This window comes from Georgenia phoenicis (assembly GCF_047302425.1).
Taxonomy (GTDB): Bacteria; Actinomycetota; Actinomycetes; order Actinomycetales; family Actinomycetaceae; genus Oceanitalea.
Map to the genome: position 1 here is coordinate 2,211,946 of NZ_CP154855.1, position 22,277 is coordinate 2,234,222.

Sequence of the window (22,277 nt, forward strand, 5' to 3'; positions counted from 1 at the left end):
GTCCTCACATGCCGATCATGTCGAAGGGCTCGAACGAGATGGTGACCGCGAGGTCGCCGTCGGGGTCGGGGAGCTTGACGAGGACGCAGCCCGTCGCCGGGTCGTAGTGCCAGGCGCGCTCGGCGGCCTCGAAGCGCTCGGGGTAGAGGATCTGCGGCAGCCGCTCGCCGTCGACCTCCACCCAGTACGGGGCGCGCTCGGGGTGGATGACGTCGAGCAGCAGGGAGCGCACGGGGCTGCGGTAGCTGCCGCTGCGGGCGAGGGTGATGACGACGCGCTCCCCCGCCGTCATCGTCACCTCGGTCGAGCGGTACTCGCCGCGCTCGTGGGCGCGGGTGAGGCCGTCGTCCTCGTACACGACGGTGCGCCCGTCCCGGTCGGGGGCGCAGACCAGGCGCAGGGCGGTGACGTCGTCGCGGGTGAGGCTGTCGAGCTGGTTGTCGGCGACGGCGACGATCCCGCCGCCGCGGACGAACAGCGGGATCGAGCCGAGGTCGACGGGCAGCTCGACGGTGGTGCCGCCCTCGTGCCGCTCGCGGGTCCACGCGTCGTAGAAGACCTCCCCGGCGGGCAGCCGCACGGTGCGGGTGCTGACGCCCGGGTCCAGGACGTTCGCGACAAGGAGGGAGTCGCCGAGCATGAACTCGGTGAAGGTCTCGTCGACCGCCGGGTCCGCCTGGAAGGCGCTGACGAGCGGCTCCATGATCGGCAGGCCGGTGCGGTGGGCGCGCTCCATGAGCGAGTACAGGTAGGGGAAGAGCCGGTAGCGCAGCTTGATCGCGTCCCGCACGTAGGGCGTGTGCGCGCCGTACATCCACGGCTCGGTCACCGAGTTGTCGGAGTTGACCGAGTGGATGGAGAAGCGCGGCTGGAAGATGCCGTGCTGCACCCAGCGCACGAGCAGCTCCGGCTCGGGGGCGGGGCCGTGGAAGCCGCCGATGTCGGCGCCCTGGTTCGCGACGCCGGACAGGCCCATCCCGAGGATCGTCGCGACGTTGTGCCGCAGCGTCTCCCACGACGTCGAGTTGTCCCCCGCCCAGGTCTGGGCGTAGCGCTGGATGCCGGCGTGGCCGGCGCGGCACACGATGTAGGGGCGGGCGTCGGGGTCGTGCTCGGTGATGGCCTCGCGGGTCACGTGGCACATGAGGTTGGCCATGACCGTGCGCAGCCGGCCGACGGTGGCGCCGGTGCCGTCGAAGTCGACGACGGAGTCCTGGTCGATGATGCCGTCGTACTCGCAGTTGTCGTTCCACACCGAGGTCGTGCCCTGGGCGAGGACGGCGTCGGTGAGCCAGCCCTTCCACGCCTCGCGGGCGGCTGGGCGGGTGAAGTCGACGAAGCGGCCGGGGCCGCCCCACCACGCACCCACGGCGGGGCCGGGGCCGGCGGTGCGCTCGGCGTCGGCGCTGCGCCGCACGAAGACGTCGGCCGCGGCGAGCTCCTCCAGGCGCGGGTGGACGTCGAGGACCGCGGGCTTGACGTTCGGGGAGACGGTGATGCCGCGCTCGGCCATCTCGCGGAAGAAGCGCGGCGGGTCGGGGAAGCGGCGCTCGTTCCAGGTGAACACGGCGCGCTTGAGGCCCTGCGCCGTCTCCTGGGTGCAGTACCCGGAGGACAGCTGGAAGCCGTCGACGGGGATGTCCTCGGCGCGGGCGATGTCGATGAAGTCCGTGATCGCGCGGTCGCTGTCGGCGTCGAGCTCGGCGTAGTACATCGAGGAGGCGAGGTAGCCCAGCGCGTACTTCGGCAGCAGCGGCGGGCGCCCGGTGAGCATCGTGTACCGCTCGACGACGTCGCGGATCGCCGGCCCGGCGATGAGGAACAGGTCGATGTCACCGCCGTCGGCGCGGAAGCGGCTGTGGGCCGGCCAGTAGTTGCTCTTCTCCCGACCCAGGTCGACGTCACAGGCGTAGGTGTTGTGGTAGAAGTACCCGACCGCCTTGCGGCTCGTCCGGTCGAGCTTGAGGTAGAAGGGGATGTGCTTGTAGAGCGGGTCGGTCTCCCGGGCGTCGTAGCCCAGGGCGTCCTTCGGGCTCATCGTGATGAGCTTCTGCGCCTTGTTGAGCGGGCCGGTCGTCTCCCCGAAGCCGTAGAAGGCGTCGTCGGGGTTGATCTCGCTCGTGTGGATGCGGCGGCCGTTGGCATCCTCGAGGTAGCCGAGGCCAACGACGTCGGAGTGGAGTACGGTGCCCTCATCGTCGCGCACCTGGATGCGGAAGGGGTCCTTGTCGACCCGCACCCGCAGCCGGCCCCCGGTGACAGTGACGTGGTCGCCCTCGTCGACGACGGCGACGGGCGGGGTGAGCACGCGGGTGCGCTCGGCCCCCATGAAGCTGTCGAGACGGTCCTCCCACGCCGTGGTGACGAGCGTGTAGGACTCCTCGGCGAAGTCGCCGTCGAATCCGGCGCGGATCCGCAGGACGTCGTCGGTCATGAGGAGCAGCCGGACCTCGACGCCGTCCGTGCGCACCCGCACCCAGCCGTCCTCGGCCTGCTCCACCGTCTCGACTCGTGTGCTCACGCGCACGGTGATCTCCTTCGTCGGGGTCGGTGTGGACCGGCCCCCCTGCCGGTCGCCGTGTCATCCGTTGACCGGTACGAAGGAGTCTAGGAACGCCGTGACCGGCGTCTCTTGACGGAAATTGACCTCCCGACGGCGGAACTTGACCGATCTTGCCCTTCTCGCCGTCGGGGGTCGTCAGGCGCCGACGTACGCCGCCAGGTGCTCGCCGGTGAGGGTGGAGCGGGCCGCGACGAGGTCGGCGGGCGTGCCCTCGAAGACCACCCGTCCGCCGTCGTGCCCGGCTCCCGGGCCGAGGTCGATGAGCCAGTCGGCGTGGGCCATGACGGCCTGGTGGTGCTCGATGACGACGACGGTGCGGCCGGAGTCGACGAGCCGGTCGAGGAGCGCGAGGAGCTGCTGCACGTCGGCGAGGTGCAGGCCGGTGGTCGGCTCGTCGAGGACGTAGACCCCGCCCTTGTCGCCCATGTGGACCGCGAGCTTGAGGCGCTGGCGCTCACCGCCGGACAGCGTGGTGAGCGGCTGGCCGAGGGTGAGGTAGCCGAGGCCGACGTCGGCCAGGCGCTGGAGGATCGCGTGCGCGGCGGGCGTGCGGGCCTCGCCCTCGCGGAAGCACTCCTCCGCCTCGGCGACCGGCATCTCGAGCACCTCAGCGATGTTGCGCCCGCCGAGCGTGTACTCGAGGACGGCGGCCTGGAAGCGCCGGCCCTCGCACTCCTCGCAGGTGGTCGTCACCGTGTCCATGAAGCCGAGCTCGGTGAAGATGACGCCCGCGCCGTTGCACACCGGGCAGGCCCCCTCGGAGTTGGCGCTGAACAGGGCCGGCTTGACCCCGTTCGCCTTGGCGAAGGCCTTGCGCACCGGCTCGAGCAGGCCCGTGTACGTGGCCGGGTTGGAGCGCCGCGAGCCCTTGATCTGCCCCTGGTCGACGACGACGACGCCGTCGCGGCCGCCGAGGTTGCCGTGGATGAGGGAGCTCTTGCCGGAGCCGGCCACCCCGGTGACGACGGTGAGGACGCCGGTGGGGACGTCGACGTCGACCCCCTGGAGGTTGTTCTGCCGCGCGTCGCGGATCTCCAGGGCGCCGGTGCGCTCGCGGACGGTGTCCTTGAGCGTCACGCGGTCGTCGAGGTGGCGGCCGGTGAGCGTGCCGCTCTTCCGCAGCCCCTCGAGGTTCCCCTCGTAGACGATCTCCCCGCCGGCGGTGCCGGCCCCGGGACCGAGGTCGACGACGTGGTCGGCGATGGCGATGGTCTCCGGCTTGTGCTCGACGACGAGGACGGTGTTGCCCTTGTCGCGCAGCTGGAGCAGGAGCGCGTTCATCCGCTCGATGTCGTGCGGGTGCAGGCCGACCGTGGGCTCGTCGAAGACGTAGGTGACGTCGGTGAGCGCGGAGCCGAGGTGGCGGATCATCTTGACGCGCTGCGCCTCACCGCCGGAGAGCGTGCCGGAGGGCCGCTCGAGGGACAGGTAGCCCAGGCCGATGCCGACGAAGGAGTCGAGGAGGTGGCGCAGGTTCTCCAGCAGCGGGCCGAGGGAGGGCTCGTCGAGGCCGTGAACCCACTCGGCGAGGTCGCTGATCTGCATCGCGCAGGCGTCCGCGATGCTGACGCCGCGGATCCTGGACTCCCGGGCGTGCTCGGCGAGCCGGGTGCCCTCGCAATCCGGGCAGGTCTGGTAGACGACCGCGCGGTCGACGAAGGCCCGGATGTGGGGCTGCATGGCGTCGCGGTCCTTGGCGAGCATCGACTTCTTGATCTTCGGGACCAGGCCCTCGTAGGTCATGTTCGCCCCGCCGACCGGGACCTTGACGGGCTCCTTGTAGAGGAAGTCGTGCAGCTCGCGCTTGGTGTAGTCGCGGATCGGCTTGTCGGGCTTGAGGAAGCCGGACTCCATGAAGAGCTTGACGTACCAGCCGTCGGCGACGTAGCCGGGGACGGTGATGGCGCCCTCGGCGAGGGACTTGGACTCGTCGTAGAGCTGGGTGAGGTCGATGTCGGTGACGGCGCCGCGGCCCTCGCAGCGCGGGCACATGCCGCCGAGCTGGTTGAAGGTCGCCTTGACGGCCTTCTTCCCGCCGACGGAGATCGCGCCCTGGGAGGTCACCGAGGGGACGTTGAAGGAGTAGGCGTTCGGGGAGCCGACGTGCGGCTCCCCGAGCCGGCTGAAGAGCATGCGGAGGAACGCGTTGGCGTCGGTGACCGTGCCGACGGTGGAGCGCGGGTTGGCGCCGAGCCGTTCCTGGTCGACGATGATCGCCGTCGTCAGCCCCACGAGGACGTCGACGTCGGGACGCGCCTGGGTGGGCATGAAGCCCTGGAGGAAGGTGCTGTAGGTCTCGTTGATGAGCCGGCGCGACTCGGCGGCCACCGTGTCGAAGACGAGGGAGCTCTTGCCGGAGCCGGAGACCCCGGTGAACACGGTGAGCCGGCGCTTGGGGATGTCGACGTCGACGTCCCGGAGGTTGTTCTCCCGGGCGCCGCGCACCCGGATGAGGTCGTGGGTGTCAGCGGTCGTCGTCGTCATGGGTCTCCCGGGTCAGGTGGTCTGCTGGAGGCGGACGGTGTTGCCGGCCGGGTCGCGGAAGGCGCAGTCGCGCACGCCCCAGTCCTGGTCGGTGGGCTCCTGCATGACCTCGGCGTCGCTGGCCTGGACGCGCTCGAAGGCGGCGTCGAGGTCGGGCGTCGCGAGCAGGAGGCTGGCGAAGGTGCCCTTCGCCATCATCTCGGCGATGGTGCGCTGCTCGTCCTCGGTGATCCCGGGGTCCGCCGTCGGCGGGTAGAGGACGATCGAGGTGCCGGGCTGGCTGGGCGGACCGACGGTGATCCAGCGCATGGCGCCCTGGCCGACGTCCTGGCGGACCTCGAAGCCGAGGGCGTCCCGGTAGAAGGCCAGGGAGGCCTCCGGGTCGGTGGTGGGCAGGAAGCTGGCGTGAATGGTGATGTCCATGGATCTCACGCTAGGGGGACGGCCGTGGCGCGGGCTTCTTGATTCCTGACCGGTCTGGTGACCCGCTTGGACACGCACGGCGGGATCCCCGTGGGCAGGTCGGAGGCACGCTCGCGGTAGGCGCTGGGCGGGACGCCGACGAGCTCGCGGAAGCGGGTGCTGAAGGTGCCGAGGGAGGAGAAGCCGACGGCGAAGCACACCTCGGTGACGCTGAGCTCGCCCCGCCGCAGGAGCGTCATCGCCCGCTCGATGCGGCGGGTCATGAGGTAGGAGTAGGGCGGCTCGCCGTAGGCGCGGCGGAACTCCCGGCTCAGGTGGCCGGCGGACATGTGCACCCCTCGGGCGAGGGACTCGATGTTGAGGGGCTGGGCGTACTCCCGGTCGATCCGGTCGCGGACACGACGGAGCAGGGCGAGGTCGTGCAGTCGCTGCTCCGCGGCGGTGTCCACGGCGCGTATGGTGCCACGTCCGCCGGAGCCTGCCTAGGCCTGTCCCCCGGCGTCCCGCGCCGCGCGCTCCCGGGCGCGGGCGACGGCCTCCCGTTCCTGCTTGGTCGCCTCGCGCAGCCGGCGCTCCGCCTCGCGTACCGCCTTCTCCGCCTCGCGGCGGGCGGCCCGCGCCTCGCGCACCTTCGGGTCCTTGGGGAAGCCCTCGGCGGGGGCGGTGGCCGGCTCCTCGACGGGGGACGGCTTGCGGACGGCGTCGTTCGTCCTCGCCGCGACGTGGAGCGCGACGCCGTCGAGCAGCCGCTCGAGGCCGAAGGCGAAGGGGTCGCTCTCCTCGGTGAGGACCCCGCTGTCGAGTGCCGCCCGCAGGCTGGGGAAGGCCTCCGCCGTCACCAGGGTGCCGAGGACCTGCGCCATGACACGGTCGAGGTCGTCGGGAGTGACGCCGTCCGCCGCCGCGCGGGCGACGTACCCGCGCTCGACGCTCGCGGTCCAGCGGACCTGTCCCATGACGAGGAGCAGGACGGCGGTGCGCTCCAGCCAGTCGAGCGGCGTGTCCTCCAGGGTGGCGAGCCCGGCGTCGAACCAGGCGGCGTTGCCGGGCGTGCCGGGCACCCCGGCGATCGGCAGGTCGAGCAGCCACGGGTGGGCCTCGTACACGGCGAGCACCTCGCGGTAGTACGCGGCGAGCCGCTCGCGCCAGGCCCCGGCCTCGGTCAGGGTGAGCGGCGGCAGTCCGAGGGCGGCGTCCCCCATGACCATGAGCAGCTCGTCCTTGTTGGTCACGTAGCGGTACAGCGACATCGTCGTGAAGCCGAGGCTGCCGGCGACGGCCGACATCGATACCGCGCCCAGGCCCTCGGCGTCGGCGATCTCGATCGCCGCCTCGACGATGCGCTCGATGCTCAGCTCGCGCTTGGGTCCACGCTGCGGGTGGGCGGCCACGCCCCAGGCCAGCGCGACGCCGCGCGGGAGGTCGAGCTCGTCGTCCGTCTCCATGTCCGCACTGTATCTGTGTAGGGGGTAGACGCCTCTGTGTATGCCATCTACTGTTTAGGCCGTACACATCGAACGGAAGGTGGCGCCATGGACCCGATGATCTCCGTCCGCGGGCTCCGCAAGTCCTACGGACCCCTCGAGGTGCTCACCGGCGTCGACCTCGACGTCGCAGCCGGCACCGTCCACGCACTCCTCGGCCCGAACGGCGCCGGGAAGACGACGCTCGTCAACATCCTCACCACCCTGGTCCGGCCGGACGCCGGCCGGGTGTCGGTCGTCGGTGCGGACCCCGTCCGCGACCCGCTCACCGTGCGGCGCAGCATCGCCCTCACCGGCCAGGCCGCCGCCGTCGACGAGCTGCTCACCGGCGAGGAGAACCTGCGCATGATGGCGGCCCTCCACGGCTTGCGACGGCGCGCCGCCCGCCGGCGCAGCCGGGAGCTCGTCGAGGCCGTCGGACTGGGCGCGGCCGCCGGCCGGCGCGCGCGGACCTACTCCGGCGGCATGCGCCGGCGCCTGGACCTGGCCCTGAGCCTCGTCGTCGCGGTGCCGGTCATCGTCCTCGACGAGCCGACCACCGGGCTGGACCCGGGCAGCCGCCGCGAGCTGTGGGACGTCGTCCGCAGCCTGCGCGACGCCGGGACGACCGTCCCGCTCACCACCCAGTACCTCGAGGAGGCCGACGAGCTCGCCGACCGCGTCTCCGTCCTGCGCGACGGCGCCGTCGTCGCCGAGGGCACGCCGGCGGAGCTCAAGAGCTCCGTGGGCCAGGAGGTGGTCGAGGTGCGCGGCCCGGACGGCGAGGTCCTGCACGCGGAGCCGACGGACGGCAGCCCCGCCGGGCTCCGCCGGGCGCTGGACGCCATCGACGCCCTCGGTGTGCGCGGCGAGCTCCACCTGCGCCGGCCGACCCTCAACGACGTCTTCTTCGCCCTCACCGAGCCCGCCACCCCCACCCTCACCGGAAGGACCTCGTCATGAGCGCCCTCACCGCCGCTCCCACCGCCCGTCCGCTCCGGCCGGGCACGGAGGAGGCCGTCTTCGTCGGCCGCAGCCTGCGGCACAGCCTGCGGAACGTCGAGGCGCTGCTCATGGCCGTCCTGCTGCCGGTCCTCCTCATGCTGCTCTTCGTCTACGTCTTCGGGGGCGCCATCGACCCCGGAGGCGGGTACGTCGACTACGTCGTGCCCGGCATCATCCTGCTGTGCGCCGGCTACGGGGCGGCCTCCACCGCGGTCGACGTCGCCACCGACGCCGCCTCGGGGATCATGGACCGCTTCCGCACGCTGCCGATCCGCAGCTGGGCCGTCGTCACGGGGCACGTCGTCGCGAGCCTCGTCCGCAACCTGCTGGCCACCGCGATCGTCGTGGGCGTGGCCGTCCTCGTCGGCTTCCGTCCCACCGCGGACGTCGCCGAGTGGACGGTCGCGCTGCTCGTCGTCGCCGTCTACGTCCTCGCCATCACCTACCTGTACGCCGCGATCGGCCTCGCCACCGGCAGCCCCGAGGCCGCCACCGGCTACGGCTTCGTCCTGCTCTTCCTGCCGTACCTGTCCACCGCCTTCGTCGGCGCCGACACCCTGCCGACGTGGCTGCGCGGCTTCGCGGAGCACCAGCCCGTCACACCGGTCATCGAGACGCTGCGGAGCCTGCTCATGGGCACCGAGGCGGGCGGCGCGCCGGCGCTCGCGGCCCTGTGGCTGGGCGGCATCCTCCTCGTGGCGGTCCTCTGGGCGGCCGCCCAGTTCCGCCGCCGCGCCGGGCGGCGCTGAGGCGGCGCACATCCCGCCGCACGGCCGTCACGGCCCCGCCAGCCGGCGCAGACGCTGCGCCTCGACCTCGTAGCGGGAGCCGCGGCCCGCTCCCGTGGCGAAGAAGCGGCGCCGCAGCGCGCCCTCGACCGCGACGACGCTCCCCTCCCCCACCCGTCCCGCCACCCGGCGGGTGCGCCCGCTCCAGCAGGCGACGTCGATGGTGTCGACGCGGGCGCGTCCCTCCGCACCGTCCGGCCGGGGGACGACGAGCCGGAAGGTCGTGAGGCTGTCCCCGCTGGGCAGCTCCCGCTCCACGACGTCCCCGCTCACCCGCCCGACGAGGCTGACGGCGTTGTGCCCGACCTGGTCACTGGTCATCTCGTGCTCCTCTCCGGGGCGAGCATGCTGCAGCGAGAACCACGCCGGCGGCGCGGGACGGCCGCGCGGTGGACCGGCGCGCCGGCCGCATGACTGTGGAGCACCGCCGACGGTGCTCCACAGGCGGAGCACGGTGACGGGGCCTCCACAGTCGGCACGGGTGCGCTGACCGGCGGCCGGCGGGACCTGCCAGTGTCCCCGCATGACGACCAACGACGCAGAACGGATGACGACCGACGTGTGGGGCCGCCCGGTCCTCGACGACGGACCGCAGCTCGGGCCGCTCAACAGCGACGAGACGGCCTGGCCGGCCGTCCCCATGCTCGTCCTCAGCGACGACGACGTGATGACCTGTGCCACGGAGTTCGCCCGGGCCTTCAGCAGCGAGTACTTCTTCACGGTCTGGCTCATCGTGCTCGACGAGCACGGGTGGACGACCAAGGATGCCGCCGAGCTGCTCGACATGCCGCCGCGGCCTCCTGAAACGGGTGTCCACAGCCTGCTGGGACGCATCAGCACCGAGCTGGAGGAGCGGGTTCCCGGCTGCTCCGTCGTCGTGGCGATCGCCTCACCCGACGGCGGGGACCGCAGCACGCGCGAGCTCACCTGGGCGTGGGCCCTGCTCGACGCCGCTCGCGACCACGGGCTTCCCGTACGCGGGGTCGTCGCCGTCGGCGCCCACCGGGCGCGACTGCTGCACACCTCGGTGCCGACGTGACGTGGCTCAGCCTGCGGCGGGGCCGGGGGCCGCCTCGTCGATGGCGAGGAGGGTGTCGGCGTCCGGCTCCCACAGGCCGGCCGCGACGTTCTGCTCCACCTGCTCGGGGCTGCGCGCCCCGGCGATGACGCTGGCGACACCGGGCTGGGCGGCGAGCCCGCCCATCGCGAGGGTGATGAGGGAGACACCGGCCTGCTCGGCCACGGCCGCGAGGGCCTCGATGCGGTCGAAGTCGGCATTCTCCAGCCGCTCGGGGCGCTTCTCCAGACGGCTGCCGGCGGGCGCCGGCTCACCGCGCCGGTACTTGCCGGTGAGCAGGCCGGAGGCGAGCGGCCAGTACGGGAGGATCCCGGCGCCGACGTGCGCGGCGGCGGGGACGACCTCGGCCTCGAGGTCCCGGGAGAGCAGCGAGTACGCGTTCTGCACGGAGACGAAGGGGGTGAGCCCCGCCGTGCGGGCCGTCCAGTCGGCGTCGACGAGCTGCCACCCGGAGAAGTTGGAGCAGCCGACGTAGAGGACCTTCCCCTCGCGGACGAGGTCGTCCAGCGCGCCGAGCGTCTCCTCGAGCGGGGTGACGGGGTCCGGACGGTGGAGCTGGTAGAGGTCGATGTGGTCGGTGCGCAGGCGACGCAGCGAGCCCTCGACGGCCCGGCGGATGTAGCGGCGTGAGCCCCGCACGCCGTGGTCCTCGCCGTTGAGCCCGCGGGTGTCCATGCCGAACTTCGTCGCGACGACGACCTCGTCCCGGCGCCCCTCCAGCGCGGCGCCGAGGAGCGCCTCACCCTGGCCCGGCTCCCCGCCGTAGACGTCGGCGGTGTCGAACAGGGTGATACCCGCCTCAACGGCAGCGCTCACCACGCGCGGGACGTCGTCCGGCGGTAGGGTCGCTCCGAAACTGTTGCACCCCAGGCCGACAGCGGACACCACGAGGCCGCTGGACCCCAGCTGGCGATACGTCATCTCGGTCACACCGGGACCCTACCCGGGGAAGGTCTGCGGGACCTTCACAGGACTTTCACCACGACCGTGGAACAACTCGAGACCATCGTTCGTTGGGCCCAGTAGAAGCTTGCACACCGGCGCGTTCGCAGCGCGCCCGAGAGGAGACGCGTCATGGCAGATCGATCACTGCGCGGAGTCGGGATCGGCGCGAAGAGCCTGGAGAGCGAGGTCGGGGTCCAGTACGCCGAGCGCACCGAGGCCCACTACGAGTGCCCCAACGGCCACACCATCGTCCTGCCCTTCGCGGCCGAGGCCGAGATGCCGGCCCTCTGGGAGTGCCGCTGCGGTGAGGAGGCGCTGCTGCGCGACGCCACCCGCCCCGAGCCCACCAAGCCGGTCAAGAAGCCGCGTACGCACTGGGACATGCTGCTCGAGCGCCGCACCATCCCCGAGCTGGAGGAGCTGCTCACCGAGCGGCTGGAGCTGCTGCGCAGCGGCCAGCTGCGTCGCCGCAGCGCCTGACCCGCACCACGCCGAACGGCCCGCAGGCCTCGCCTGCGGGCCGTTCCGCATGCTCAGCGCCGGCGCAGCAGGGCCGCCAGCTGGCGGCCGCGGTGGGACAGGCCCCACGCCGTCGTGCGGACGAGTGCCTCGGTGATGATCGCGCGGCTCATCTTCGACACGCCCTCCGCGCGCTCGACGAAGCTGATCGGCACCTCGGCCACGCGTCCGCCGGCCCGGTGCACGCGCCAGGTCATGTCCACCTGGAAGCAGTAGCCCTGCGACTCGATCTCCCCCAGCGGGAGCGCCTCGAGCACCTCGGCCCGGAAGACCCGGAACCCCGCGGTGGCGTCCCGCACCGGCAGCCCGAGAGCGAGCCGCACGTACGTGTTGGCCCCGCGGGAGAGCAGCTCGCGGTGGCGGGGCCAGTTGACGACCGCTCCCCCGGGCACCCAGCGTGACCCGATGACGAGGTCAGGGGCGTCCGGCCGCTGCGCGCGGGCGAGCAGCTCGGGCAGCTGCTCGGGCCGGTGGGACCCGTCCGCGTCCATCTCGACGACGAGCTCGTAGCCGCGCTCCAGCGCCCACTGGAAGCCGGCGACGTAGGCGCGGCCCAGCCCCTGCTTGCCGGGCCGGTGCAGGACATGGACCTGGTCGTCACGGGCCGCGGCGGCGTCGGCGACCGCGCCGGTGCCGTCGGGGCTGCTGTCGTCGACGACGAGGACGTCCGCCTCGGGCACGGCGCGGCGAGTGCGCTCCAGCGCAGTCGGCAGCGACTCGCGCTCGTTGAAGGTCGGGACGATGACGAGCGTCCTCACGCCGTCCTCCGTCGCTGCCGGCGCTGCCGGAAGGTGGCGAGCACGCCGGCCGCGGTGGCGACGGTCGCGAGGGCGGCTGCCGCGAGCGTCGGCCACTCCCCCAGCCGGTCGGCGACCGTCAGCGAGGTGCGCAGCGGCAGGTCGGCGACGAAGCGGTCGGCGGTGAACAGCCCGGAGGACTGGGTGACGACCCCGTTGGGCGAGATGACGCCACTGACCCCGACGGTGGAGATCTGCACTGTCGACCGGCCGTGCTCCACGGCCCGGAAGACGGACATCGCCAGCTGCTGGGTCGACTCCTGGGTGTAGCCGAAGGAGGCGTTGTTCGTCGGGACGACGATGAGCTCACCACCAGCGAGGACCGCGTCGCGCATGAGCCCGGCGTAGGCGACCTCGAAGCAGATCCCCACCGCGAGGTCGACCACCCGCTCGAGGCGCGGGCTGTCGAGCTCGATGATCCCGACCTCCTCGCCGGCCAGCATGTCGATGGACACGAGGTCGACGGCGTCGGTCACCTTCCGCGCGATGTCCCGCAGGGGGATGTACTCCGCGAAGGGGGCGGGGTGCTGCTTGGCGTAGACGTCGACCTGGCCCTCGCCCGGTGCCCAGAGGATCGCCTCGTTGTACCGGTGGTCCTCCTCGTAGCGCTGCCCGCCGACGAGGATCGGCGCGTCCACGGCGCGGGCGGCCCGCTCGACGAGCCGGCCCGCCTCGCCGTCCACGCGGGGGTCGATGTCGGTGGAGTTCTCCGGCCACAGGACGACGTCGAGCTCCCCCGGCTCGACGTCCTCGAGCAGTGCCTCGGTGCCGGTGACGTGCCGTTCGAGGACGTCGCGGCGGACCGCGAAGGCGTCCAGCCCGGGACCGGGCACGTTGCCCTGGACGGCACCGACGCGCAGCGTGCCGTTCTCGGCGCGCGTGTCGACGGGCACGACGAAGCCCGTGGCGACGAGCCCGGCGGCCACGACGAGCGCGCCGCTGGCCCGTCCCACCCGGACGTGGCGCAGGTGGCTCAGCGCCAGGGCCAGCAGCGCCCCGGCAGCGACGACGACGCCGGAGACGAGCGGCTCACCGCCGAGCGAGGCCATCCGCAGCAGCGGCCCGGTGGTCTGGGAGAAGGCGAGCTTGCCCCACGGCATGCCGCCGAAAGGCACCAGTCCGCGCGCCGCCTCGGTCGCCACCCACAGGCACGCGACGACGAGGACGCCGAGCGCGGGGTGGCGGGCGACCGGGCCCCAGCGGCGGGCCAGCACCCACGCCGCGGCGAAGACCGCGACGAAGAGTGCCTCGGCGACGCCGAGCAGCACCCACGGCACCGCGCCGGCGGCCTCCTCGGCCCACCACAGGTGGATGAGGAAGAAGACCGCGCCCCACAGCCAGCCGTAGGCGAAGGCGCGCGGCGCGGTGGCACCACGCAGCGCGAGAAGGAGCAGGGCCACGCCCACCGGCGCGAGCGGCCACCACGAGCGCCCGGGGAAGGCCGCCTCGGTCGCCAGGGCCCCGAGGATGCTGAGGAGCATGGCGACGGGAGCACTGAGCGGGGGCACCAGACAAGGATAGGTGCCCGGGAGGGCCGGACCGGCCGACCGCCTCGGAGGTGCGGACGTGACCGACCCGCGTGTCCTTCGGACCGACGCTGCGGGGGCAGCATCGTTATCTACTGAACACGCGGGCCTGGCCACTGTCCGCCGCTGCGCTCGTCCCGGCCAGCTCGACGGCGGGCGGAACGGGCGGGCGGTACGAGAGTTGAAACTAGTGCCCAGGGCCGCACGCTTCAAGCCCGCGAAACCGCAGGTCAGACGCATGCACGCAGGTCAGCGGCGGTGCGCCGGGCCGCCCGTGATCTTCCCGTGACCGGCGTGTCGCGCGGGCGTGTCGTGGGGTGTCTCACACCCGTCACTCCAGCACCGCTCAGACGCTGGACCAGGCGACGACACCGCGGCGCACGAGCTCGATCGCCCGGCGGGCGGTGCGGCGGCCCTCGGCCTCGGGCGCGGCCGTGGCGAGCTGGTCGAGGACGTCGAGGATCTGCTTGCACCACCGGACGAAGTCCCCGGCCCCGATCTCGGTCCCCTCGAGGACCGAGTCGAGCGCTGCTCCCCTCGCCCACTGGTGGACGACGGCGACGATTCCCGCGTCCACCGGCCCGGAGGACGGTACGCCGTGCTGCGACTCGCGCTCGGCGAGCTCGTCGGAGAGCCGCACGGTCTGCCGCACGGCCTCCCCCAGCGCCCCGCTCCCACCACCGGTGGGCGCGCTGGCCGCGTCGTTGCGCGCGGTGTAGACGACGGTCGAGACGACTGCGGCGAGCTGGGCGGCGTCGAGGCCGGCCCACACGCCGCGGCGCAGGCACTCGGCGAGGACAAGGTCCTTCTCCGCGTACAGCCGCGCGAGCCAGCGGCCGTTGTCGGTGACGACGAGGCCGCCCTCGCCGTCGGGCTCGAGGTAGCCGAGCTCGCCGAGCAGCGCGCAGACCTTGTCGAAGTCGCGCGCGATCGAGGAGGTGCGGGTCTCGATGCGCTGGAGGAGGCGCTGGTGCTCGGCGTCGAGGGTCGCCCACCGGTTCGCCCAGCGGGCGTGCTCCTCGCGGTCGGAGCACGCGTGGCACGGGTGGGCGCGCAGCTGGCGGCGCAGCTCGTCGATCTCCTCGCCCAGGTCCGCACCCGCCTGGCCGGCGCGCGAGACCGGCTGCGCGGGCGGGGCGGCCTGGACCGCGCTGCGCAGCCGGGCGGCCAGGTCGCGGCGCTGGCCGGCGTCCCGGAGGTTGGCGTGCTTGGGCACCGGCACGGTGGCGACGGTCGTGGCGCCGTGGGGCAGCTCGGTGCTCGTCAGGGTACGCACGCGCGGCTCGGGGGTGAGCACCCGGACCACCGGGGAGTCGAGGCGGTCGGCGTCGACGTCGAGCACCAGCGCCCACAGCGTGCGCCGCCCGCGGCGGTACTCGAGGACGTCACCGCGGCGCACGGCGGCGAGGGAGGCGTGGACGGCGCGCTGCGCGGCCCGCGACCGCTCGCGGGAGCGGTCCTTCTCGAGCTCGCTGATCCGCCGGCGCAGCCGCGCGTACTCGGTGAAGTCGCCGAGGTGGCAGGTCATCGCCTCGGCGTAGCCCGCCAGGGCCTCCTCGTTGCGCCGTGCCTGGCGCGCCAGGCCGACGACGCCGCGGTCGGCCTGGAACTGGGCGAAGGAGCTCTCGAGGATCTCCCGCGCCTGGGGGTAGGCGAGCGTCCCGAGGAGGTTGACGGCCATGTTGTAGGTGGGGTGGAAGCTCGAGCGCAGCGGGTAGGTGCGGCGCGAGGCGAGCCCGGCGAGGGCGCCGGGGTCGACGTCCTCGCCGTAGAGGACGATGGCGTGCCCCTCGATGTCGATGCCGCGCCGCCCGGCGCGCCCGGTGAGCTGGGTGTACTCCCCGGGCGTGAGTGCCGCGTGCGCGGTGCCGTTCCACTTGTCCAGCCGCTCGAGGACGACGGAGCGGGCGGGCATGTTGATTCCCAGCGCCAGCGTCTCGGTGGCGTAGACGACCTTGACCAGGCCGGCGGCGAAGAGCGCCTCGACCGTCTCCTTGAACACGGGCAGGAGGCCGGCGTGGTGGGCGGCCACGCCGCGCTGCAGCGCCTGGGACCACGCGTGGTAGCCGACGACGGCGAGGTCCTCGGGCGGCAGGGCCGCGCAGCGCTCCTCGACGACCTGGGCGATGGCGCGGGCCTCGGCGGCGTTGGTCAGCCGCACCCGGGAGCGCAGGGTCTGCTCGACGGCGGCCTCGCAGCCGGCGCGGGAGAAGACGAAGACGATGGCCGGCAGCAGCCCCGCCTCGTCGAGCCGCTCGACGACGACGGGCCGCGGCGCCGGGCGGACGTGGCCCAGCCGGGCGGGCGGGCGACCCCGACCGCCCCGCGCGTCACGCCGTCGCCCGGACGGCGCGGAGCCGGTGCGCGCGGCGCGCCGCACCGCCTCGAGGAGCTCGGGGTTGATCGGCGGGTTGGGACCGGGGTCGGTGGGGTCGACCCGGGCGCTGTAGAGGTCGAGGACGCGGTCGCGGACCATGACGTGCTGCCACAGCGGCACGGGCCGGTGCTCGGAGACGACGACGGCGGTGTCCCCTCGGACCATGGTGAGCCAGTCGCCGAACTCCTCGGCGTTGGAGACGGTGGCCGACAGCGACACGAGGAGGACGTCGTCGGCGAGGTGGAGGATGACCTCCTCCCACACCGGCCCGCGGAAGCGGTCGGCGAGGTAGTGGACCTCGTCCATGACGACGTAGCCGAGGTCCGCGAGCGTGGGCGAGCCCGCGTAGAGCATGTTGCGCAGGACCTCGGTCGTCATGACGACGACGTCGGCCTCCCCGTTGATCGTCGTGTCCCCGGTGAGCAGCCCCACCCGGCTCTCCCCGTGGGCGGCGACGAGGTCGAGGTACTTCTGGTTGCTCAGCGCCTTGATCGGCGTGGTGTAGAAGGTCTTGCGCCCGGTGCGCAGCCCGAGGTGGACGGCGAACTCCCCCACGACCGTCTTGCCCGCGCCCGTGGGCGCCGCGACGAGGACGCTGCGGCCCTCCTCGAGCTGCTCGCATGCCTCGCGCTGGAAGTCGTCGAGCTGGAAGCCGATGCCCGCGGCGAAGGCGGCGAGCTCGCTGCGCTCGGCGCGGGCGCGCCTGCGGGCGGCGGCGTAGCGCTCGGCGGGGCTCGGCTCGGCGGACGGGTCCGGCGCCGGGGCCTCGGGCTCCGGGCGGCGCTTGCGTCGTGGACTCACCCTTCGACTGTATGCGCCAGTACCGACAGTGCACGTGGGTGGACGTCGCACTGCAGCGGGAGCGCGGTGAGCGGCTCGCCGTCGACGATCGCCACCGGCGGGTTGGCGCCCAGCGCCGCGAGCGGCTCGAGACGCACGGAGCGGGCCCGGCGGACGGTCACGGCGGGGTGGTCCACGTGCCGCCCCGAGAACAGGAGCGGGAAGAGGCGGACGACGGCGGAGCGCGAGAGCCCGCGGGCGACGACGAGGTCGAGCAGGCCGTCGTCGGCCTCGGCGCCCGGTGCCACCCGCATGCCGCCGCCGAACAGCGGGGTGTTGGACACGGTGACGAGCGTGGCGTCCTGCTCCCACGTCTCGCCGTCGGCGGTGATCCGGAAGCCGTAGGGGCGGAAGGCGGAGAGCTGGCCGAAGACCGCTCGGACGTAGCGCCCGCCGTCGCGGGGCCAGCGCAGCCGCGCGGCGTGGTGGGTGACCGCGGCGTCCAGGCCCGCGCACAGCGAGCTCACGTACCAGCGGCTCGTCGGCTCCCCGGGGGTGCTGACGGCGACGGCGTCGACCTGGCGGACGCCGTCGCCGGCGGTGAGCGCGCGGTGCAGGACGGCGAGGGAGGCGGGGACGTCGTGGACGGGCAGGCCGAGGGCGCCGGCGATGTCGTTACCGCTGCCGACGGCGACGATGCCGAGGGGCACACCGGTGCCGGCGAGGACGTTGGCGCCGAGGTTGACCATGCCGTCCCCGCCGACGACGACGACCGCGTCCAGCCCTTCGGCGAGGGCGGCACGGGCGCGGGACAGGGCGTCGGCGTAGTCCCGGCCGGTGAGGTCGAGGGGCGCGTGGCCGGCAGCGGCGAGTCCGTCGAGGACGGCGCTGCGAGAGCGGGCCGCCCGGCCGCGGCCCGCCGTCGGGTTGCAGACGACGCCGACGCGGCGGCTCACGCGTCGGGCCCGAGGAGCTCCGCCTCGTGGGCGGCCCGGCGCCGCTCGGCCCGCCGGTCGTGGAGCGCGGCGATGCCGACGGCGGCGAAGTACAGCGCGCACATGGGCACGGCCAACGCGATCATCGTCCACGGGTCAGGGGTGGGACTGGCGATGCCGGCGAAGACGAAGACGAGGAGCACCGCCCAGCGCCACCCCGCGAGGAGCGTGCGCGCCGAGACGAGCCCGATCGCGTTGACGAGGACCATGACGAGCGGGATGAGGAAGGCGATGGCGAAGGCGAGGACCACCCGCATGACGAAGCGGACGTAGTCGGTCGCCGGCATGTAGTTCAGCGCGCCCTCGGGGGTGAACTGGGTGAGCACGCGGATCGCGTTAGGCAGCACCATCCAGGCGAGGGCGGCACCGGCGAGGAAGAGCGGCACCCCGGCGATGACGAACATGATGCTGCGGCGCTTCTCGCTGCGCGTGAGGCCCGGGGCGATGTAGGCCCACACCTGGTAGAGCCACCACGGGCTGGCGACGAACACCGCCAGCCACAGCGACACCCGGACCTGCATGTCGAAGGCGGCGGCGGGGCTGGTGAAGTTGAGCGCCGCGGACAGCCCGGCGTCGTCGACCGCACGGACGGGGGCCTGGATGGCGTCGAAGACCGGCTCGTAGAAGAACCAGCTGACGACGGCCATGACGGCGATGCCCGCCAGCGCGAGCAGGACGCGACGGCGCAGCTCGCGCAGGTGCTCCACCAGCCGCATGCGGCCCTCGGGGTCGCGGGCGCGCCGCGTCCTCAGTGCCACGGGGTCCTTGTCCTGCGGTGCGTGCTAGCGGCCCGCCCCACCCGGTGGGGTGCTGCCGGGGTCGTCGGCGGACGGCGGCGCCGTCGTCGGGTTGGGCGTGGTGCTCGGGGAGGTCGGGCCACCGGACACGGGACCGGAGGGCGGCGGCGTGGCGTCGTCCTCACGCAGCTCGCTCACCTCCTTCTTGAAGATCTTGAGCGACTTGCCGATGCTGCTCGCCACGTCCGGCAGTCGCTTCGCGCCGAAGATCAGCACGATGACGAGGACGATGATGAGGATCTGCCACAGTGAGGGGGGTCGCATGACGTGCCTTCGCGTCGGGTCCGGGGATGTCGAGTCTACGCCGCGCGCTCAGCGCAGCCCGAGCCGGCGCCAGCGCGCCACGCCCAGCTCGGCGCGGGCCGCGCGCCGCTCGCGCCGGGCACGGAGGTTCGCGGCGCGCCGGTGGCGGGCCTCGGCGACCTCGGCGGGCGGTGCGAGGTAGGCGGGGACGATCGGGGCCGGCGGCTCGGCGCCGGTGACCGCGGCGAGCCGCTCGCTCAGCTGCTCGAGGCCGCGCAGCTCGGCGAGCAGGGCCTTGCCGCGCCGCCACAGTCCCAGGCCGATGAGGGCGTACAGGGCCAGCGCGGCGAGCACGAGGAGGAGCCAGAGCCACCAGGTCATGAGCCCGAGGATATGTCGTCGTAGGCGGCCAGGGCCTCGGCCGCCTGCTGCGCGACGGCTGCGGCCAGCTCCGGCGGCGCCACGGCCCGCACCTCGGCGCCCAGCCCGAGGACGACGTTGGCCAGCCACGCCGGGTCCGCCACGCGCAGGCGCACCCGCATCCCGCCGTCGGGCAGGTCCTCGTGGTCGATGACGGGAACCCGCTCGGCCAGCCAGCGCGCCCGCGGGGCGAGCTCGAGCTCGGCGAGGAGGTCGTCGTCGTCGAGCTCGGGCTCGGTGCTGCGGCCGGTGGCCTCGGGCGGGTGCACGGCTGCCGTCTCGAGCACCTGCGCGGCAAGGACGCGGTCGAGACGGAAGTGGCGCAGCCCGGCGACCCGGTGGCACCAGGCGCGCAGGTACCAGCGGCTGCCGTCCCACACGAGCTCGAGGGGGTCGACGTCCCGCTCGCTCACGACGTCGGCCGCCGACACGTAGCGCAGGTGCAGCTGGCGCCCCGTGGCCAGGGCCTGGCGGACGGGCGCGAGCGCGGCGCTCGCGTCGCTCACGTGGACGTCCACGGCCTGGGCGGCGCGGGCGGCTTCCCCCGCGGCTGCGGTGAGCTTGGCGGTGGTGCTGCGCAGGACCTCGTCGTCGATGCCGCCGTCGGCGCTCAGCGCCTCCAGCGGCTTGAGCGCGACGAGCAGGGCGAGGGCCTCGTGGGCCCCCAGGCGCAGCGGGCGGTCCATGCCGCGCGGGTTGGTCAGCGTGAGGACCTGGCGGTCGTACTCGTCGGCGGCGAAGTCGATGAGGTCGTCGGGCAGGTAGCCCGGCGTGCCGGTGACCCACAGGAGGTTGACGTCGGCGAGGACCTGGCGCTCGCTCACCGCGAAGTGCGCGGCGACGTCGGCGACCGGGACGCCCGGGTTCTCCCCGAGGTAGGCGATGAGCGCGAGCAGCCGGGTGAGGCGCTCGCCGGTGGTCTCAGCCACGGACGACCTCCCCCAGGGCGGCGACGGCGCGCAGCCGCCCGACGACGTCCTCGCGCAGCTCCGGCGGGTCGAGGACGAGGACGGCGGGCCCGTAGGACGCGATCTCGGCGGCGAGGGACACGACGTCGTCCGTCTCGACGACGACGACGTCACGCCCGTCCCGCTCCCCGCGCTCCTCGACGGCGCGGGCACGCAGCGCGGCGCCCCGCTCGGGGAGCACGGCGAGGACGGCGCGCACGCGGCCCCCGCCGCTGCCGGCGAGGATGGCCTGGGCGTCGTGCTCGGGGACCTCGAAGGCGCCGGTGGGGCCGGTGGGGCGGACCGCGCCGACGACGCGGGAGAGGCGGAAGACGCGCGGGGCGCCGCGGTCGACGTCGTGGCCCACGAGGTACCAGCCGCGGTCACGGCTCACCAGGCGCCACGGCTGGACGCAGCGGGAGGTCTCCGCCCCCGTGGAGGCGGCGCGGTAGGTGAAGGTCACCGCCTGGCGGGCGCCGATGGCGTCGAGCAGCGGGCCGAGGGCGGTCTCGGCGGGCTGCACGCGCAGGGCGACGCCGAGGTGCGCGTCGGGGTCCGCGCCGGCGGCGACGGCGCGCAGCTTGGTGAGCCCGCGCCGGGCCGATCCGTGGAGGTGGGCGTCCTGCCAGACCGTCGCGGCCAGCGACAGCACGCCGATCTCGGCGGCGGTGAAGGTGACCTCGGGCAGCGAGTAACCGGCGGTGTCGAGGCGGTAGCCGACGGCGTCCTCGTGGACGGGGTCGACGTCGGTGACGATCGGCACGCCGAGCTGGCGCAGCAGGTCCTTGTCACGCTCGAACATCCGCTCGAAGGCGACGTCGTTGCTCGCGTCCCGGTAGCCGTTGACGGAGGCACGGACGTCGGCCTTGGTCAGCCGGCCCGGGGCGTGCCGGAGCGCGATGAGGAGGTCGAGCAGCCGCTCGGCCGGGTCCACGCGAGTCACGGCCCCACCGTACTTGCTGCCGGGCCTCTCCCCCGCACCGACAGCACACCTGGCGCCGGAGCCCGAGACGGTAGCGTGCGCAGGGTGATCTCCTGGCGTGACGGTGTGGTGAGGACGGTGCGCGGCTCCTGGGCCGGCGCCGTCGAGCTCGAGGTCGACCTCGACCGGCCGGCCGGGGACCGCTCCTCGGTGCGGGCCCTGGCCTACACGGGCCTGGTCGGCGAGCCGCATGTCGGCGACCGCGTGACGCTGACCGTCTCCGCGCTCGTCCGTGGGCTCGGCACCGGCGGCTACGCCATGGTCGTCGCCCTGCCCGACCGCCTCCCGGCCGACCCGCCTCCCGGTCCGGGACACGTCGTCAAGGCCCGCTACACGCCGCTGCAGCCGATGCTCCTCGGCGTGGACGAGCAGGAGTCGCCCTGGCACGAGCGGATGCGCGAGGCCGACGACCTGGGCGGGCTCGCCGTCGTCGTCGCCGACCTGCACTCCGCGCTGCCCGCTGTCCTCGCGGGCGTGCGGGCGGCCGGGGGCGAGCGGAAGGTCACCTACGTCATGACCGACGGCGGGGCGCTGCCGCTGGCCTTCTCCCGCTCCGTTGCACAGCTGCGCGAGGCGGGCTGGCTCGCGGCGACGATCACCGCGGGGCAGGCCTTCGGGGGCGACCTCGAGGCCGTCAACGTCCACACCGCACTGCTCGCGGCGAAGCACGTCGTGGGGGCCGACGTCGTCGTCGTCGCCCAGGGGCCGGGCAACCTCGGGACGGGGACGCGCTGGGGCTTCTCGGGGGTCGCGGCCGGCGAGGCGCTCAACGCGGCCGCGGTGCTCGGCGGGCGGCCCGTCGCCGCGCTGCGGGTGTCCGAGGCGGACCCGCGCGAGCGGCACCTGGGCGTGTCGCACCACTCGATGACCGCCTACGGCCGCGTCGCGCTGCGCCCGGCCGACGTCGTCGTGCCGGTCGGCGAGGGGCAGCTGTGGGAGCGGGTGCGCGAGCAGGCGGCCACCCTGTGCGAGCCGGTCGGCCACCACCGGCTCGTCGAGGTGCCCACCGACGGGCTGCGCGCGGCGCTCGAGGACTCCCCCGTGCGCCTGTCGACCATGGGCCGCGGCCTGGATGCGGACGAGGCCGCCTTTATCGCGTCCGCCGCGGCCGGTGCCCACGCCGCCGCGCTCACCGCCGGCTGACG

Annotated in this window: 21 protein-coding genes; 5 read left to right on the forward strand and 16 right to left on the reverse strand. The window is 73.8% G+C overall.

Annotation, left to right across the window (positions count from 1 at the left end; all coding sequences use genetic code 11):
- Positions 1 to 4: 4 nt before the first annotated feature.
- The 5 genes from AA0005_RS10440 to AA0005_RS10460 form a co-directional block, all read right to left on the reverse strand.
- Positions 5 to 2,521: a TIM-barrel domain-containing protein gene (locus AA0005_RS10440; RefSeq protein WP_413450106.1), complete on the reverse strand. Its 2,517-nt coding sequence runs from the start codon at positions 2,519 to 2,521 to the stop codon at positions 5 to 7.
- 177 nt (positions 2,522 to 2,698) lie between these two features.
- Positions 2,699 to 5,047, reverse strand: coding sequence for an ATP-binding cassette domain-containing protein (locus AA0005_RS10445; protein ID WP_413450107.1), 2,349 nt, complete (start codon positions 5,045 to 5,047; stop codon positions 2,699 to 2,701).
- Between the two features lie 12 nt (positions 5,048 to 5,059).
- On the reverse strand, positions 5,060 to 5,470 hold the full coding sequence (locus AA0005_RS10450; RefSeq protein WP_413450108.1) for a VOC family protein: 411 nt from the start codon (positions 5,468 to 5,470) through the stop codon (positions 5,060 to 5,062).
- Positions 5,471 to 5,475: 5 nt separating this feature from the next.
- Positions 5,476 to 5,919: a helix-turn-helix transcriptional regulator gene (locus tag AA0005_RS10455; RefSeq protein WP_413450109.1), complete on the reverse strand. Its 444-nt coding sequence runs from the start codon at positions 5,917 to 5,919 to the stop codon at positions 5,476 to 5,478.
- Positions 5,920 to 5,952: 33 nt separating this feature from the next.
- Positions 5,953 to 6,915: a TetR/AcrR family transcriptional regulator gene (locus AA0005_RS10460; protein WP_413450110.1), complete on the reverse strand. Its 963-nt coding sequence runs from the start codon at positions 6,913 to 6,915 to the stop codon at positions 5,953 to 5,955.
- A gap of 87 nt (positions 6,916 to 7,002) precedes the next feature.
- Here AA0005_RS10460 and AA0005_RS10465 point away from each other — a divergent pair, with 87 nt between their 5' ends.
- Both AA0005_RS10465 and AA0005_RS10470 read left to right on the forward strand, forming a co-directional pair.
- Positions 7,003 to 7,896: an ATP-binding cassette domain-containing protein gene (locus AA0005_RS10465; RefSeq protein WP_413450111.1), complete on the forward strand. Its 894-nt coding sequence runs from the start codon at positions 7,003 to 7,005 to the stop codon at positions 7,894 to 7,896.
- Entirely contained in the window at positions 7,893 to 8,687 is a 795-nt protein-coding gene (locus tag AA0005_RS10470; protein WP_413450112.1) for an ABC transporter permease, read from the forward strand. Before AA0005_RS10465 ends, AA0005_RS10470 begins: the two co-directional genes overlap by 4 nt.
- A 27-nt stretch (positions 8,688 to 8,714) precedes the next feature.
- Here the strand turns inward: AA0005_RS10470 and AA0005_RS10475 are convergent, their stop codons facing one another.
- Positions 8,715 to 9,047, reverse strand: coding sequence for a single-stranded DNA-binding protein (locus tag AA0005_RS10475; protein WP_413450113.1), 333 nt, complete (start codon positions 9,045 to 9,047; stop codon positions 8,715 to 8,717).
- A gap of 202 nt (positions 9,048 to 9,249) precedes the next feature.
- Between AA0005_RS10475 and AA0005_RS10480 the strand changes: the two genes are divergently transcribed.
- Positions 9,250 to 9,765, forward strand: a complete 516-nt coding sequence (locus tag AA0005_RS10480) for a hypothetical protein (protein ID WP_413450114.1) — start codon at positions 9,250 to 9,252, stop codon at positions 9,763 to 9,765.
- Positions 9,766 to 9,771: 6 nt separating this feature from the next.
- On the opposite strand, the gene AA0005_RS10485 is transcribed toward AA0005_RS10480, so the two are convergent.
- Complete coding sequence (locus AA0005_RS10485; RefSeq protein ID WP_413453088.1) at positions 9,772 to 10,725, reverse strand: aldo/keto reductase; 954 nt, start codon at positions 10,723 to 10,725, stop codon at positions 9,772 to 9,774.
- Positions 10,726 to 10,878: 153 nt separating this feature from the next.
- Between AA0005_RS10485 and AA0005_RS10490 the strand changes: the two genes are divergently transcribed.
- Positions 10,879 to 11,229 carry an RNA polymerase-binding protein RbpA gene (locus AA0005_RS10490; RefSeq protein WP_251839506.1) on the forward strand — a complete coding sequence of 117 codons (351 nt, stop codon included), beginning with the start codon at positions 10,879 to 10,881 and terminating at the stop codon, positions 11,227 to 11,229.
- Between the two features lie 53 nt (positions 11,230 to 11,282).
- On the opposite strand, the gene AA0005_RS10495 is transcribed toward AA0005_RS10490, so the two are convergent.
- The 9 genes from AA0005_RS10495 to AA0005_RS10535 all read right to left on the reverse strand — a co-directional run bounded on the left by AA0005_RS10495 (position 11,283) and on the right by AA0005_RS10535 (position 21,093).
- The gene (locus AA0005_RS10495) at positions 11,283 to 12,026 is read right to left on the reverse strand and encodes a polyprenol monophosphomannose synthase (RefSeq protein ID WP_413450115.1); all 744 of its coding nucleotides are present in this window, start codon (positions 12,024 to 12,026) and stop codon (positions 11,283 to 11,285) included.
- Positions 12,023 to 13,573: an apolipoprotein N-acyltransferase gene (lnt, locus tag AA0005_RS10500; RefSeq protein WP_413450116.1), complete on the reverse strand. Its 1,551-nt coding sequence runs from the start codon at positions 13,571 to 13,573 to the stop codon at positions 12,023 to 12,025. The genes AA0005_RS10495 and lnt overlap by 4 nt, the downstream gene beginning before the upstream one ends.
- 364 nt (positions 13,574 to 13,937) lie before the next feature.
- On the reverse strand, positions 13,938 to 16,769 hold the full coding sequence (locus AA0005_RS10505; RefSeq protein ID WP_413450117.1) for a DEAD/DEAH box helicase: 2,832 nt from the start codon (positions 16,767 to 16,769) through the stop codon (positions 13,938 to 13,940).
- Entirely contained in the window at positions 16,766 to 17,704 is a 939-nt protein-coding gene (locus AA0005_RS10510) for a diacylglycerol/lipid kinase family protein (protein WP_413450118.1), read from the reverse strand. The genes AA0005_RS10505 and AA0005_RS10510 overlap by 4 nt, the downstream gene beginning before the upstream one ends.
- Positions 17,701 to 18,501, reverse strand: a complete 801-nt coding sequence (gene tatC, locus AA0005_RS10515) for a twin-arginine translocase subunit TatC (protein WP_413450119.1) — start codon at positions 18,499 to 18,501, stop codon at positions 17,701 to 17,703. The genes AA0005_RS10510 and tatC overlap by 4 nt, the downstream gene beginning before the upstream one ends.
- A gap of 24 nt (positions 18,502 to 18,525) precedes the next feature.
- Positions 18,526 to 18,804, reverse strand: a complete 279-nt coding sequence (gene tatA, locus AA0005_RS10520) for a twin-arginine translocase TatA/TatE family subunit (RefSeq protein WP_413450120.1) — start codon at positions 18,802 to 18,804, stop codon at positions 18,526 to 18,528.
- Between the two features lie 48 nt (positions 18,805 to 18,852).
- The gene (locus AA0005_RS10525; protein ID WP_413450121.1) at positions 18,853 to 19,164 is read right to left on the reverse strand and encodes a hypothetical protein; all 312 of its coding nucleotides are present in this window, start codon (positions 19,162 to 19,164) and stop codon (positions 18,853 to 18,855) included.
- On the reverse strand, positions 19,161 to 20,132 hold the full coding sequence (locus AA0005_RS10530) for a helix-turn-helix transcriptional regulator (protein WP_413450122.1): 972 nt from the start codon (positions 20,130 to 20,132) through the stop codon (positions 19,161 to 19,163). Before AA0005_RS10530 ends, AA0005_RS10525 begins: the two co-directional genes overlap by 4 nt.
- Positions 20,125 to 21,093 carry a helix-turn-helix transcriptional regulator gene (locus AA0005_RS10535; RefSeq protein WP_413450123.1) on the reverse strand — a complete coding sequence of 323 codons (969 nt, stop codon included), beginning with the start codon at positions 21,091 to 21,093 and terminating at the stop codon, positions 20,125 to 20,127. The genes AA0005_RS10530 and AA0005_RS10535 overlap by 8 nt, the downstream gene beginning before the upstream one ends.
- A gap of 84 nt (positions 21,094 to 21,177) precedes the next feature.
- Between AA0005_RS10535 and AA0005_RS10540 the strand changes: the two genes are divergently transcribed.
- Positions 21,178 to 22,275: a DUF3866 family protein gene (locus AA0005_RS10540; RefSeq protein WP_413450124.1), complete on the forward strand. Its 1,098-nt coding sequence runs from the start codon at positions 21,178 to 21,180 to the stop codon at positions 22,273 to 22,275.
- The last annotated feature ends 2 nt before the right edge of the window (positions 22,276 to 22,277 follow it).